This window comes from Conexibacter sp. JCM 18997 (assembly GCF_055391915.1).
Genome location: NZ_AP043885.1, coordinates 1688036 through 1700949, shown reverse-complemented (window position 1 = coordinate 1700949; position 12914 = coordinate 1688036). Strand labels below are relative to the sequence as shown.

The window sequence follows — 12914 nt, the reverse complement described above, 5'->3', positions numbered from 1 at the left end:
GGCGCAAACTACCTGACAGTTTCGAAGCGCGTGATGCCGTCGTCGCCGACGATCTCGCGGATGCGTCCCTCGTCCTCGAGCAGGTCGGTGTGGCCGAGCACCTCGCTGAGCGTCAGGAAGACCTGGGTGGTGGCCACGCGGCCCCACAGCTCACGGGCCAGCTCGTGCGCGCTGCTGGGCGACTGCTCGATCAGCCCGGCCAGCTTCTCGGCCCGGCGGCGGTGGCCGGACAGGCGCTCGTCGACCAGCGCCTGGTGGTCGGGGAACGCCTCGCCGTGCCCGGCCAGCACCCAGCGCACGTCCATCTCGCGCGTGGCCTGCATCGAGGCCAGGTAGTCGACCAGCGCGCGACGGCGCTCGCCGGAGCCGTCGAGCTTGGTGCCCGCCAACGGGTTGGACGAGATGTTCTTGATCAGGTGGTCGCCGGCGATCAGCAGGCCCGCGTCGGCGTCGTGGAAGACCAGGTCCGACGGGGAGTGGCCGGGCCGCAGGTGCACGGCGAACGCGCGGTTGGCGAACTCGAGCGTGTCGCCGTCCTGCAGGCCGCGGGTGATGTCGACGCGGCCGCCGAACGCGCGGATGATGCGCGACAGGCGCCGCAGCCCCTTGCGCACGTCGTCGGGCACGCCGTGGCGGACCATCAGGTCGGTGGAGAACTCGACGTCGGCCTCCATGAACGCGTCGTACTCGTGCAGCAGCGGCTGCAGGGGCGCGTAGCCGAGCACCTCGGCGCCGGCGCGGTCGGCCACCAGCTGGACCAGGCCGATGTGGTCCATGTGCTGATGGGTGATGACGATCCGCTCGAGGTCCTCCAGGCGCTTGCCCCGCGCGGCCAGGCCCCGCTCCAGCGCGTCCAGCGCCGTGCCCGTGTTGGGCCCGGCGTCGATCAAGGTGAGCGGGTCGTCCTCGATCAGGTAACTGTTCATGTCCCCGACGGCGAACCCGGTGGGGAGGGGGATCGTGACGATCCCGGCGTCAGGCGCGGATGAGGCCAAGGACTTCGTCCCGGCGGCGCTCCATGTCCTCGTGCGAGACGAGCGACTCGAGCGTCAGCCGCAGCAGCGGCTCGGTGTTGGACATCCGCACGTTGAAGTGCCAGTCGTCGTAGTCGATCGAGACGCCGTCGACGTGGGTGATCGTCGCGTCGGCGTAGGTCGCCTCGATCTCGGCCATCTTCGCCGCCCCGTCGGTGACCTCGGAGTTGATCTCGCCCGAGATGAAGTACTTCGCCTCGAACGGCGCCAGCAGCTCGCGCATCGACTTGCCCTCGAGCGACAGCTTCTCCAGCACCAGCAGCGCCGGAACCGTGCCGGAGTCGGCGTTGTAGAAGTCGTGGAAGTAGTAGTGGCCGGAGACCTCGCCGCCGAAGATCGCGCCCTCCTTGCGCATGCGCGTCTTGAAGAAGGCGTGGCCCACCCGGTTGATGTGCGGCGTGCCGCCGGCCGCGGTGACGGCGTCGGGCACGGCGCGGGAGGCGCGGGCGTCGTAGAGGATGTCCGCCCCCGGGGTCTTGGCCAGCAGGTGCTCGGCCAGGATCGCCGTGAGGAAGTCGCCGGCCACGAACTCGCCGCGGTCGTCGATGAAGAAGCAGCGATCGGCGTCGCCGTCCCAGGCGATGCCCAGGTCGGCGCCCTCTTCGCGCACCTTGTCGATGATGAACTGGCGGTTCTCCTCCAGCAGCGGGTTCGGCTCGTGGCCGGGGAACTCGCCGTCGGGGGTGAAGAACGTCTCGACCAGCTCCAGGCCGAGCGTGCGCAGCAGCGGGCCGACCATCGGGCCGGCCATGCCGTTGCCGCCGTCGACGACGACCTTCATCGGCTTGATGTTCGTCGGGTCGATGAACGTCAGCGCGGCGGCCTGGAAGTCCTCGTAGACGTCGATCTCCTCGACCGAGCCGATGTCATCCGGCCCACCCGCTTCCAAGAGGCCGCCTTCGACCAGCGCGCGGATGTCCTGGATGCCCTCGTCGCCGGACAGCGCGATCGCACCCTCCTTGACCAGCTTGGCGCCCGTGTAGGCCTTCGGGTTGTGCGACGCGGTGCACATCAGACCGCCGTCCAGGCGCTTGGAGCCGACGGTCCAGTAGAGCATCTCCGTGCCCACCTGGCCGACGTCGATCACGTGCGCGCCCTCGGACACCATCCCATCGCGGTAGCGGGCCGCCATCTCGGGCGCGGTCAGGCGCATGTCACGGCCCAGCCCGAGCCGCAGCTCGCTGGTCGGCTTGCCCGCCAGCCCGGCGATCACGCGGGCGAACGCGCGGCCGATCTGCTCGGCATCGTCGGGTCCGAGCTGCTCGCCGTGCAGCCCGCGGATGTCGTACGCCTTGAAGATGGTGGGATCGATCGGCATCGCGCAGTGATCCTACGGCGCACCGCGCCGCCTATGCTCCCCGCCCGATGGACGTCGTCATCCTCTGCGGCGGGCGGGGGACCCGCCTGCAGGAGCGCACCCAGGAGATCCCCAAGCCACTGGTGGAGATCGGCGGGCGCCCGATCCTGTGGCACATCGTGCGGCTGTACGCCGAGCAGGGCCTGACCCGGTTCGTGCTCTGCACCGGTTACAAGGGCGAGCAGATCGAGGCGTTCGTGGCCGCGGAGGACTGGCCGGCGGGGATCGAGGTGGCCTGCGTGGACACCGGCCTGGACACGCCGACGGGCGGGCGCATCAAGCGGATCGGCGACCGGGTCGGCGAGCGCTTCTGCGCGACCTACGGCGACGGCCTGGCCGACCTCGACCTGCGCGCCGAGCTCGCCTTCCACGCCGCGCACGGCGCGACCGCGACGATGACCGTCGTGCGACCCGAGCTGCAGTTCGGCATCACGGAGCTGGACGACGACCGCGTGACCGGCTTTCGCGAGAAGCCCCGGGCCGACCACTGGGTCAACGGCGGCTTCTTCGTCTTCGAACGCGGCGTCCTGGACCATCTGCGCGACGACTCCGTGCTCGAGCGCGCACCGCTGGAGGGGCTGGCCGCGGCCGGGCAGCTGCGCGCCTACCGGCACACCGGCTTCTGGGAGTGCATGGACACCTACAAGGACGCCGTCGCCCTCAACGATCTGTGGGCGGGCGGCGCCGCCCCATGGAAGGTGTGGAACGAATGAGCTCGGTCTTCGTCACCGGCGCGTACGGGATGCTGGGCAGCTGGCTGGTGCGCGCGCTGCTGGACCGCGGCGACCGCGTCACCGTGCTGCGCCGCGACGAGGTGCCCGGGGCGGCGCTCGTCGTGGAGGGCCTGGAGGAGCGCTGCTCGGTCGTGCACGGCGACCTGTGCGAGCCCGGCCTGCTGGAGCGGGCGATCGGCGAGCACGAGGTCGACACGGTCTTCCACCTGGCCGCGCAGACGATCGTCGGGACCGCCCAGCGCTCGCCGCTGAGCACCTGGGAGACCAACGTGCGCGGCACCTACCTGCTGCTGGAGGCCTGCCGGACCGTGGGCGTGGGGCGCGTCCTCGTGGCCTCCTCCGACAAGGCCTACGGCGCGCACGAGCGCCTGCCCTACCGCGAGGACTTCGCGCTGCAGCCGCGCTTCCCCTACGACGTCTCCAAGGCGGCGACCGACCTGATCGCCCGCTCCTACTGGCACACCTACGCGCTGCCGGTGGCCACCACGCGGCTGGCCAACATCTACGGCGGCGGCGACCGCAACCCGTCGCGGCTGATCCCCGAGGCGATCGCCGCGGCGCTGGCCGGGCGCTCCCCCGAGATCCGCTCCGACGGCAGCCCGGAGCGCGACTTCCTTTACGTCGAGGACGCCGTGCGCGCGTACCTGGCCATCGCCAACGAGCTGCCCGGCCGCGCGTCGGGCCAAGCGTTCAACGCCGGTGGGGACCGGCCGCACTCGGTCGGGTCGGTGGTGGCCACGGTGTGCCGCCTGGCCGGCACCGACGTGACGCCCGACGTGCGCGGCAGCGGCACCCCGAGCGGCGAGATCGACCGCCAGTACGTCGACTCCACCAAGCTGCGCGAGCTGACCGGGTGGCGGCCGCAGGTCAGCCTCGAGGAGGGGCTGACCCGCACGATCGACTGGTATCGCCGCTACGGCGCCTGATGCGCACGCTGGGGATCGACCTGTCGACCGCGGAGACGTCGACGGCGGCGTGCCTGCTGGTCTGGGAGGGCGGCGAGGGCCGCGACCTCGGCGGCCCGCCGCAGCGCAACCTGAGCGACGGCGCGCTGCTGCAGGCGATGGCCGGCGCCGACCGGGTCGGGATCGACGCGCCGTTCGGCTGGCCCGACCCGTTCCGGGTGGCGATCGACGCGTGGAGCGAGCGGGGCGAGTGGCTGGCCGGACCGCAGCGCGGCCCGCTGCGGCTGCGGCGCACCGACGAGCTCGCGGTGCAGCCCGGCAGCCGCCCGATGTCCGTGTCGGCCGATCGGCTCGGCGCGACCGCGATGCGCTGCGCGCACCTGCTGGCCGAGCACGGCCTGGCCCGCGGGGAGGCGCTGGATCGCGTCGGCGGCCACGTGCTCGAGGTCTACCCGGCGGGCGCGTTCGCCGCCTGGGGATACACGGAGGCCCGGCGCTACAAGGAGCCCGGCGCCGGTCCGCTGCGCCGGCAGCTGGCCGAGCGGCTGCAGGACGACGCCGACCTGGAGCTCAGCGAGGCGACGGTCGCGGCCTGCGCCGGTTCCGATCACGTGCTCGACGCGCTCGTCTGCGCGCTGATCACGCGGGCGGCGGCGCTGGGGCTGACGCGCCCGGTGCCGCCGGAGGAGGATGCCGCCCGGGTGGCCCGCGAGGGCTGGATCCACCTGCCGCTCGCGGACTCCCTGGGGCAGCTGGCTAGCCGGTGATGAAGCCGGTGCCCTTGACGGCCGCGAGGACGGTCTTCATGGACAGGGGCTTGTCGAAGGGGCCGTTGGGGGTGATGCCGTTGGCGCCCGACAGCTGGTTGGTGTTGATGATCGTGGCGATCGCGGCCGCGTGGCGGGCCTCGACGGTCAGGATCGATGCGGCGGCGCCGAGCAGGGCCGGGGTCTTGATCTTGCCGGCCTGGCCGAGGTAGGCGCCGACGCCGGTGTTCTCCAGCGTGAACGCGGTCTTCTGGAACGTGGTCTGGTCGGTGACCGAGGCGCCGAAGTCGAACGTCGGCTTCTTGACGGCCTTGGAGCCGAGCGCCTTCTTCAGCGCGGTCACGTGTGCGGCCTCGTCGGCGGCCACGAGGGCGGCGAATGCGCCGAGGGGGCCGTCCTTGATGTTGTTCTTGGCCTGGGCGTAGAACTCGGCCTCGAGGTATTCCAGCGTGAGCGCGTAGTTGAGGATCGCGATGTCGCTCTTGGGGGTGGCGCCGAACGCCATGCTCGGCAGTCCGCCGCCCAGGAGGGCGCCGGCGCCGGCCAGGCCGGCGGCGCCGATCCCGGCGCGGCGCAGGAACGCGCCGCGGGTGTGGTTGTCGAGCTTGCTGCCGGTCTCGGCCAGCGCGCCGTCTGCATCAAACTGCTCGAGATCGACCATCGTGGTCGGAGTCATCGTGCGGTTCCCTTCGGTCCGGGGATGTCGCCCGGTGCTGCGAGCCGCCGCGGCGGCGCGGATCAGGTGAGCCGGCAACGTGGCGCGCCGCCGGTCGGCGCCCGGGCCCGGGGCTAGGATCTGTGTCATGTCCGGGCATTCCAAATGGGCGAGCATCAAGCACAAGAAGGCGATCGTCGACTCGCGCAAGGGCAAGCTGTTCACCAAGCTTGCGCGCGCGGTGACCGTCGCCGCGCGTGAGGGTGGCGGCGACATCGACGGCAACCCGTCGCTGGCGCTGGCCGTGCAGAAGGCCCGCGACGCCTCGATGCCCAAGGACAACATCGAGCGCGCGATCGCCAAGGGCACGGGCGCCGGCACCGACGCCGACGCGATCGAGGCGGTCCTGTACGAGGGCTACGGACCGGGTGGCGTCGCCGTGCTGGTCGAGGCGCTGACCGACAACCGCAACCGCACCGGCGCGGAGATGCGCCACGCCTTCTCCAAGGGCGGCGGCAACCTGGGCGAGCCGGGGTCGGTGTCCTACCTGTTCGACAAGAAGGGCACGATCCTCGTCGACGCCGAGCGCTACACCGAGGACGACCTGCTGCCGGCCATCGAGGCGGGCGCCGAGGACATCGCGCTCGACGACGACGTCTTCGAGATCCTCACCGAGCCGTCCGATCTGACCGCGGTGCGCGCGGCGCTGGAGGAGGCTGATGTGCAGGTCGAGTCCTCCGAGATCGTGCAGCGGCCCAAGACGACCGTTCCGCTGGACGAGGACGGCGCCCGCAAGGTGCTCAAGCTGATCGACGCGCTCGAGGACAACGACGACGTCGACACGGTGCACGCGAACTTCGACGTCTCCGCGGACGTCATGGAGGCGATCGCGGGCTAGCCCTGTGGGGGTGTTCACCCTCACCGAGCTGGAGGTGCCGATCGTCGGCGCGCCGCTGGCCGGCGGTCCGTCGACCGTGGCGCTGGCCGCGGCGGTCAGCGACGCGGGTGGGCTCGGCTCGCTGGCCGCGGGCTACCGCAGCGCCGACGAGGTGCGCGCGCAGATCCGCGCGTTGCGGGCGGCCACCGCGCGTCCGTTCGCGGTGAACCTGTTCGCGCCGCCCGGCCGCCCGGCCGACCCGACGGTGGTCGAGCGCTACCGCGCGTCGCTGGCGGCGGAGCCGGGGCCGCTGGGCCAGCCGCGCCACGACGACGACGCGTTCGAGGCCAAGGTCGCGGTGGTGCTCGACGAGCGCCCCGCGGTGGTGTCGTTCACGTTCGGGGCTCCATCAGCCGCGCTGGTCGAACGCCTGCACGCAGCGGGGGTCGCCGTGTGGGTCACCGTGACCACGCCGGCCGAGGCGCGCCTGACCGCCGAGGCCGGGGCGGACGCGGTGATCGCCCAGGGCGTCGAGGCGGGCGGACACCGAGGCTCGTTCGACGACGGGGCGCCCGGCGATCTCGGCCTGCTCGCACTGCTGCAGCTGATCGACGTCGACCTGCCGATGGTCGCGGCCGGCGGCCTGATGACCGGCGCCGCGATCGCCGCGGCGCTGACCGCCGGCGCCGTCGCGGCCCAGCTGGGCAGCGCGCTGCTGCTCGCGCCCGAGGCGGGCACCGCGGCCCCGCATCGCCGGATCCTGGCCGCGGGCGACCGGCCGACCGGCCTGACCCGCGCGTTCTCCGGACGGACGGCCCGCGGGATCGTCAACCGCTTCCAGCGCGCGCACGCCGACGCGCCCAGCGCCTATCCGGAGATCCACCATCTGACCGCGCCGCTGCGCGCCGCCGCCCGCGCGGCGGGCGACGCCGAGGCGATCAACCTGTGGGCCGGCCAGGGCTACGCGCTGGCCCAGGAGCGTCCGGCCGGCGAGATCGTCCGCGCGCTGGCCGCCGACGCGCGCGCACCCCGCTGACCGTTGTCACCTCACGGTCGCAGGGCGGCCGTCAGGCGACAACGCGGCGCACGCGCGAGACCTTCACCGGCTCGCGCACGTTGCGCACCCGCCGCTCGCCCGCGAAGGACCAGCGCCACTCGTGCGTCGCCGCGTCGCGCACGGCCTGGTCGGTGAGCACCGAGCCGGGGCGGGCGATCGTGGTGATGCGCGAGGCCAGGTTGACCGGGCGCCCGTACCAGTCGCCGGCGCGATGCACGGCCGGGCCGCGGGCGATCCCGGCGCGGAGCATCGGGTAGTCCTCGCCCTGGGCCTCGGCCGCCTCGATCAAGGTCAGGGCGGCCTCGATCAGCGCGTCGACGTCGGGGGAGACGAGCAGGACCGCGTCGCCGATCGTCTTGACCAGGCGGACCGGCGGCGTGGCGATGTCGCTGGCCAGCGACTCCAGGCGGTCGGCGATCGCACCGAGCTCGGCCGGGTCGACCTCTTCGCCCACGCGGGTGAAGCCGACGAGGTCGGCGAAGCACACGGCGACCTCGCGCGCGCCCGGGAGCTCGCCGGACTCGCGCTCGGCCACCTCCAGCAGCTCGCTGCGCACGGCGTGGCGCAGGTGCAGGCGCAGCAGCTGGTCGAGCATCGGCGCGGTCAGCGGCTGCAGCGCCTCGGCGGTGGCGGCGTAGCGCATGGCCAGCTCGTGCTCGTCGGCGTCGCGGTCGAAGACGAGCGCCAGCGACGCGCGGCGCATCGCGTCGGCGGCCTGGGGGAGCGCGCGTCCGAGGATCCGCACGATCTCGAACATGTCGTCGGGGGCGATCCCCGCCTCGACGTAGCCCTGCGCCGTGCGCGCGGCGTCGAGGTCGGCCTCGGTCAGCACCCGCGCGCTGCGGTCCTCGACCGGCAGGCCCGCCGTGCGCCGCAGGTCGGCCAGGAAATCGGGATCCAGGTTCGTCTCGGCTGCGATCTCGTCCAGCGTGTAGCGCGGCTCGCCGCCGATGCGGCGCTCGGCCGGCAGCAGGAACAACGTGTTGTCGCCCACCGCGGCGCGCAGGTCCTCCAGCGACACGCCCTCGTCGGCCAGCGCGGACAGCAGCCGCTCACGCGCGGCGCGCGCGTCTCCCTCCAGGCCGTCGAGCAGCCCCTCCGCGGCGAAATCGACCATTCGGCCGGGAATCTAGACGTGATGCCGACGTGCCACCATGGTCAAGCTGTGAGCACGCCTCTTCGCCGCACCCGGATGTCCGCCGCCGAGCGTCGCGCGGCCATCCTGCAGAACGCGTTGGAGTCGTTCGCCACCCGCGGGTACCACGGCACGTCGATCGACGACATCGCCCAGGCCGCGGGCATCTCCAAGGCGCTGATCTACGAGCACTTCCCGTCCAAGCAGGCGCTGCACGCCGAGGTGATCACCGCCGAGGCCGACTCGCTCTTCGCCCGGCTGGCCTCGGCCGCCGACGCGCACCTGCCCGCCGAGGAGCGCCTGCGCGGCGGCATCGACGCGTTCCTGAGCTTCGTCGAGGAGAACCGCGAGGCCTGGCGGGCGCTGTTCCGCGACGCGGCCGATCCGCACCTGGGCGAGGTGGTCGAGCGGATGCAGCGCCAGGCCACGGCGGCGATCGCCGACATGATGGTCCCGGGCGCCAGCGAGGCGATCCGCCACGAGGTCGAGATCTACGCCCAGATGCTCTCCGGCGCCGTCCAGGCGCTGTCCAACTGGTGGTACGACCACCAGGACACGCCCCGGGCCGAGCTGGTCAACCGCGCGATGGCCTTCGCCTGGCTGGGCCTGGAGCGCCTGAGCAGCTTCCGAGTGTCCTGAGTCGGTAATTCGTGTGCAGCTGGTGGATGGCGGGGCGGGTCTGCCGGTGATCGCCATCACTTGTCGTACTGGTGGTACGGGTGGTGATGGCGAGTGCCGGCAGACACGATTCCGGCGCCGCCAGATGCGGGCGAATTAGTGACTCAGGGCACTAGAACGTCCGCCCCTGCGCGAAGCGCGGTAGTCCGTCGTCGGGCACCGGCTCCCAGGCGGCGGCGGAGTCCAGCCACTGACGCCACTGCGGGGCGAGGCCCGGATCGCCGTCCAGGACGCCGAAGCGCACGGCGATCATGCCGCTGCCGTCGGGTTGGCCGGCCCACAGGGCGCCCCCGCAGCGGGTGCAGAACGACTTCGGGTTCCCGCCGCCCTCGGGCCGCCACACGCCGACGTCCTGCGCACCCTCGGTGATGCGGAACGAGTCCTGGGCGGTGACGCCGGTGATCGCGGCGGCCGTGCCCGTGCGCTTCTGACAGCGGTGGCAGTGGCAGTAGCCGGCGGTGACCATGGGCGCGTCGATGGCGAAGCGGACGGCGCCGCAGGCGCAGCCGCCGGTGAGGATCTCGGTGGTGGACACGATGCGAACTGTAGTTCGATAAAGGCGTCCGACGCGCGGCGCAGAATGACGATCCGTGCGCGTCCTCGGCATCGATCCCGGCACCGCCAACACCGGCTATGGCGTCGTCGAACGCCGCGGTGCGCGGCTCGTCGCCCTCGACGGCGGCGTCATCACGACCGCTCCGGGCGCGCGCCCTGAGGTCCGCCTGACCGAGATCCACGCCCGCGCGTGGGCGCTGCTGGACGAGCACGACGTCGATGCCGTGGCCATCGAGGACCTGTACTTCGGCACCAACGCGCGCAGCGCCTTCGCCGTCGGGCAGGCCCGCGGCGTCGTGATGCTGGCCGCCGGACAGCGCGGGCTGCCCTGCGCCGCCTACACGCCCCAGCAGGTCAAGGGCGCGGTGTGCGGCAACGGGCGGGCCGACAAGCTCCAGGTCCAGCGCATGGTCCAGACGCTGCTCTCGTTGACCGAGCTGCCCCGGCCCGATCACGCCGCCGACGCGCTCGCCGTCGCCGTCTGTCACCTCAACCACGCGCCGCTGCGGGTCGCGCTGGATCGGAGCGCCGTCGCATGATCGGACTCGTTCGGGGCGAGGTCGTCGTCCGCCGTCCCGACCACGTCGTGGTCCTGGCCGGCGGCGTCGGGTACCGCCTCGCGGTCTCGGCCGAGACCCTGCGCCACGTGCCCGCCGCGGGCACCGAGACCACGCTGCACGCGCACCTGATCGTCCGCGACGACGCGCTGAACCTGTACGGCTTCGCCACCGAGGAGGAGCGCGACCTGTTCCTGCTGCTGCTCGGCGTGCAGGCGGTCGGGCCGAAGGTCGCGCTCGCCGTCCTCTCGGGCGGGCCGCCGCGCGAGCTGCTGCGCGCGATCGCGGCCGGCGACGCACCCCGCTTCCAGGCCGTGCCGGGCATCGGCAAGCGCACCGCCGAGCGGATCATCGTCGAGCTGCGCGAGAAGGTCGGCGCGGCCGACGTCGACGAGCCCGGCATCACGATCACCCGGGGCAGCGACGCCCGGGGCGACGCGCGCGAGGGCCTGCTCGGGCTGGGCTACAGCGCCGCCGAGGTCGAGTCGCTGCTGGCCGAGGCCTCCGGGGACACCGCCGAAGAGCTGATCGCCAGCGCCCTGCGCGGGAGCCGCCGGTGAGCGGCCGCATCCAGACGCCCGACATCCTCGAGGTCGACGAGGAGCTCGAGGTCACGCTGCGCCCGCGGCGCCTGGTGGACTTCGTCGGGCAGAGCTCGCTGAAGGACCAGCTCGACGTGGCCATCTCGGCCGCCGGCAACCGCGGTGAGGCGCTCGACCACCTGCTGCTGGCCGGCCCGCCCGGCCTGGGCAAGACCTCGCTGGCCCAGATCGTCGCCGCCGAGCTGGGCGTGCCGTTCGTGCAGACCGCCGGCCCGGCGCTGGAGCGCAAGGCCGAGATCGCCACCTTCCTGATGGCGCTGGAGCCGCGGTCGGTGTTCTTCGTGGACGAGATCCACCGGCTTCCGCGAGCGCTGGAGGAGACGTTCTATCCCGCCATGGAGGACCGCCAGCTGCCCGTGACGATGGGCACCGGCCCGGGCGCGCGGGTGATGACGCTCGACCTGCCGCCGTTCACGCTGATTGGCGCCACCACGCGCGCCGGGCTGCTGACCACGCCGCTGCGCGACCGCTTCGGCATCCAGGCCCGCCTGGAGCCCTACGCGCCGGCCGAGCTGAGCGCGATCGTCCACCGTTCCGCGGCGATCCTGGGCATCGACATCGACCCCGACGGGGCCCGCGCGATCGCCTCGCGCAGCCGCGGCACCCCGCGCGTGGCCAACCGCCTGCTGCGCCGCGTGCGGGACTTCGCCGAGGTCCGCGCCAACGGCGTCGTGACCGTCGCCGCGGCCAACGAGGCGCTGCGGCTGCTGGAGATCGACGAGGTCGGCCTCGACCGCCTGGATCGCGACATCCTGCAGGCGATCTGCGGCAAGTTCGACGGCGGACCGGTGGGGCTGTCGACGCTGGCCGCGGCGGTCGGCGAGGAGGCCGACACGATCGAGGACGTCTACGAGCCGTACCTGTTGCAGCAGGGGTTCCTGCAGCGCACGCCGCGCGGACGGACCGCCACGCAGGGCGCCTACCGCCACCTCGGGCTGCAACCGCCCGACCGCCCAGCGCTCTTCTAGCGGTCGTCATTAGGATCCCCTCCGAGGGAGGGAACGTGGACGCGCTGATCGACGAGCGACGGATGATGGGACGCTGGTCCGGCGCGCTCTGGGTGCTGGGCGCCGCCGTTGCTGCGGCCTGCCAGCCGCTGCCCGGGGTCGACCACGACCATGCGGCGCTGGGTTGGGCGCTGATCGCGCTCGTCGCGCTCTACGGGGTGGCCTGCATCGCCGAGTGGATCCCCTGGCGGCGGGCGCCGATCTGGGCCCATCTGGTCGCGGTCCTGGCCTTCCAGCCGCTGCTGGGCCTGGCGCTGTGGGCCAGCGGGGGGATCAACTCCTACATCTTCCCGGTGCTCGTGCTGGCGATGCTGTACTCGGCCTACTTCCTGCCGGGGTGGATGGCCTGGGTGGGCGTCGGGGCGCTGGCCGTCACCTACGCCAGCACGCTGATCTACACCGACATCGACTCCGACCAGGCGCTGGCCCGCGTGCTGGCGTTCGCGATCGCCTGCGAGGGCATGACGCTGACGCTGCAGACGCTCAAGCGGCGGCTGATCAGCGCCGAGCAGCGCGCCGCGGCGCCCGCGACCGCCCCGACCGGACCGCCCAGCCGGGCCGCGATCGACGCCGCGCTGCAACTGGCCATCGCCGCCGCCGGCACGCCCGATCAGGCCCGTCGCCTGCAGGATCCCGGGCAGGTCGCGCTGGTGCTCGTCGACGCCGGCGTGGACCCCCGCGGGGTGGACGAGAGCGCCCTGGAGGCGCTGGCCCAGCGCATCCGCACCGTGGTCCGCCCGGGGGACGCGCTGCAGCGCACCGGCCCGGCCGAACTGGCGATCGTGGCCGCCGGCGCCGGCCATGACGGGGCCCGTCGCCTGGCCCAGGCCGTGCGCGTGGCCGCGGCCCAGCAGCCGTTGCCCGTGGACGTCGGATGGGCGGTCTATCCCGACGATGCGTCCTCGGCCAGCGCGCTCGTGGACGCCGTCGACCGCGTCCTGCTCGACCCCGCCCGCGTGGTCGAGCCTTGACACATTCCGGACACGGGCCGCAC

Annotated in this window: 15 protein-coding genes; 10 read left to right on the top strand and 5 right to left on the bottom strand. The window is 73.1% G+C overall.

Annotated features, from left to right (window positions below; translation table 11 throughout):
* Window positions 1-8: 8 nt before the first annotated feature.
* A complete protein-coding gene (locus ACZ5UI_RS08880; protein ID WP_464196358.1) occupies window positions 9-926 on the bottom strand; it encodes an MBL fold metallo-hydrolase in 918 nt (305 codons plus the stop codon).
* Window positions 927-975: 49 nt separating this feature from the next.
* Entirely contained in the window at window positions 976-2352 is a 1377-nt protein-coding gene (locus ACZ5UI_RS08875; protein WP_464196356.1) for a phosphomannomutase/phosphoglucomutase, read from the bottom strand.
* Between the two features lie 47 nt (window positions 2353-2399).
* Between ACZ5UI_RS08875 and ACZ5UI_RS08870 the strand changes: the two genes are divergently transcribed.
* Genes ACZ5UI_RS08870 through ACZ5UI_RS08860 form a run of 3 tightly spaced genes read left to right on the top strand, consistent with a single transcriptional unit; the run spans window position 2400 to window position 4797 of the window.
* Complete coding sequence (locus ACZ5UI_RS08870) at window positions 2400-3104, top strand: sugar phosphate nucleotidyltransferase (RefSeq protein ID WP_464196354.1); 705 nt, start codon at window positions 2400-2402, stop codon at window positions 3102-3104.
* Window positions 3101-4051, top strand: a complete 951-nt coding sequence (locus tag ACZ5UI_RS08865) for an NAD-dependent epimerase/dehydratase family protein (protein ID WP_464196352.1) — start codon at window positions 3101-3103, stop codon at window positions 4049-4051. Before ACZ5UI_RS08870 ends, ACZ5UI_RS08865 begins: the two co-directional genes overlap by 4 nt.
* Window positions 4051-4797 (top strand): DUF429 domain-containing protein, encoded by a 747-nt coding sequence (locus tag ACZ5UI_RS08860; RefSeq protein ID WP_464196350.1) that lies wholly within the window; start codon window positions 4051-4053, stop codon window positions 4795-4797. The genes ACZ5UI_RS08865 and ACZ5UI_RS08860 overlap by 1 nt, the downstream gene beginning before the upstream one ends.
* On the opposite strand, the gene ACZ5UI_RS08855 is transcribed toward ACZ5UI_RS08860, so the two are convergent.
* Window positions 4787-5473, bottom strand: a complete 687-nt coding sequence (locus tag ACZ5UI_RS08855) for a ferritin-like domain-containing protein (RefSeq protein ID WP_464196348.1) — start codon at window positions 5471-5473, stop codon at window positions 4787-4789. The two genes, ACZ5UI_RS08860 and ACZ5UI_RS08855, sit on opposite strands and share 11 nt — an antisense overlap.
* Window positions 5474-5600: 127 nt before the next feature.
* Here ACZ5UI_RS08855 and ACZ5UI_RS08850 point away from each other — a divergent pair, with 127 nt between their 5' ends.
* Both ACZ5UI_RS08850 and ACZ5UI_RS08845 read left to right on the top strand, forming a co-directional pair.
* Complete coding sequence (locus ACZ5UI_RS08850; RefSeq protein ID WP_464196346.1) at window positions 5601-6350, top strand: YebC/PmpR family DNA-binding transcriptional regulator; 750 nt, start codon at window positions 5601-5603, stop codon at window positions 6348-6350.
* Between the two features lie 10 nt (window positions 6351-6360).
* The gene (locus ACZ5UI_RS08845) at window positions 6361-7365 is read left to right on the top strand and encodes an NAD(P)H-dependent flavin oxidoreductase (protein WP_464196344.1); all 1005 of its coding nucleotides are present in this window, start codon (window positions 6361-6363) and stop codon (window positions 7363-7365) included.
* 31 nt (window positions 7366-7396) lie between these two features.
* Here the strand turns inward: ACZ5UI_RS08845 and ACZ5UI_RS08840 are convergent, their stop codons facing one another.
* Window positions 7397-8503, bottom strand: a complete 1107-nt coding sequence (locus ACZ5UI_RS08840) for an adenylate/guanylate cyclase domain-containing protein (protein ID WP_464196342.1) — start codon at window positions 8501-8503, stop codon at window positions 7397-7399.
* A gap of 48 nt (window positions 8504-8551) precedes the next feature.
* On the opposite strand from ACZ5UI_RS08840, the gene ACZ5UI_RS08835 reads away from it, so the two are divergent.
* Window positions 8552-9160: a TetR/AcrR family transcriptional regulator gene (locus ACZ5UI_RS08835; protein ID WP_464196340.1), complete on the top strand. Its 609-nt coding sequence runs from the start codon at window positions 8552-8554 to the stop codon at window positions 9158-9160.
* Window positions 9161-9311: 151 nt separating this feature from the next.
* On the opposite strand, the gene ACZ5UI_RS08830 is transcribed toward ACZ5UI_RS08835, so the two are convergent.
* Entirely contained in the window at window positions 9312-9734 is a 423-nt protein-coding gene (locus tag ACZ5UI_RS08830) for a GFA family protein (protein ID WP_464196338.1), read from the bottom strand.
* 55 nt (window positions 9735-9789) lie between these two features.
* On the opposite strand from ACZ5UI_RS08830, the gene ruvC reads away from it, so the two are divergent.
* From ruvC to ACZ5UI_RS08810, 4 genes are read left to right on the top strand one after another with little or no spacing between them, the layout of a single operon-like run.
* The gene (ruvC, locus tag ACZ5UI_RS08825; RefSeq protein ID WP_464196336.1) at window positions 9790-10293 is read left to right on the top strand and encodes a crossover junction endodeoxyribonuclease RuvC; all 504 of its coding nucleotides are present in this window, start codon (window positions 9790-9792) and stop codon (window positions 10291-10293) included.
* The gene (gene ruvA / locus ACZ5UI_RS08820; protein ID WP_464196334.1) at window positions 10290-10871 is read left to right on the top strand and encodes a Holliday junction branch migration protein RuvA; all 582 of its coding nucleotides are present in this window, start codon (window positions 10290-10292) and stop codon (window positions 10869-10871) included. The genes ruvC and ruvA overlap by 4 nt, the downstream gene beginning before the upstream one ends.
* The gene (gene ruvB / locus ACZ5UI_RS08815) at window positions 10868-11881 is read left to right on the top strand and encodes a Holliday junction branch migration DNA helicase RuvB (protein WP_464196332.1); all 1014 of its coding nucleotides are present in this window, start codon (window positions 10868-10870) and stop codon (window positions 11879-11881) included. The genes ruvA and ruvB overlap by 4 nt, the downstream gene beginning before the upstream one ends.
* Window positions 11882-11916: 35 nt before the next feature.
* A complete protein-coding gene (locus tag ACZ5UI_RS08810) occupies window positions 11917-12891 on the top strand; it encodes a hypothetical protein (protein ID WP_464196330.1) in 975 nt (324 codons plus the stop codon).
* Window positions 12892-12914: the final 23 nt, after the last annotated feature.

Bases quoted from the DNA above. Each gene is read 5' to 3' on its own strand.
- ACZ5UI_RS08840 (WP_464196342.1), bottom strand. From the start codon at position 8,503: ATGGTCGATTTCGCCGCGGAGGGGCTGCTCGACGGCCTGGAGGGAGAC.
- ACZ5UI_RS08875 (WP_464196356.1), bottom strand. From the start codon at position 2,352: ATGCCGATCGATCCCACCATCTTCAAGGCGTACGACATCCGCGGGCTG.
- ACZ5UI_RS08855 (WP_464196348.1), bottom strand. From the start codon at position 5,473: ATGACTCCGACCACGATGGTCGATCTCGAGCAGTTTGATGCAGACGGC.
- ACZ5UI_RS08860 (WP_464196350.1), top strand. From the start codon at position 4,051: ATGCGCACGCTGGGGATCGACCTGTCGACCGCGGAGACGTCGACGGCG.
- ACZ5UI_RS08850 (WP_464196346.1), top strand. From the start codon at position 5,601: ATGTCCGGGCATTCCAAATGGGCGAGCATCAAGCACAAGAAGGCGATC.
- ACZ5UI_RS08880 (WP_464196358.1), bottom strand. From the start codon at position 926: ATGAACAGTTACCTGATCGAGGACGACCCGCTCACCTTGATCGACGCC.
- ACZ5UI_RS08865 (WP_464196352.1), top strand. From the start codon at position 3,101: ATGAGCTCGGTCTTCGTCACCGGCGCGTACGGGATGCTGGGCAGCTGG.
- ruvA (WP_464196334.1), top strand. From the start codon at position 10,290: ATGATCGGACTCGTTCGGGGCGAGGTCGTCGTCCGCCGTCCCGACCAC.
- ACZ5UI_RS08870 (WP_464196354.1), top strand. From the start codon at position 2,400: ATGGACGTCGTCATCCTCTGCGGCGGGCGGGGGACCCGCCTGCAGGAG.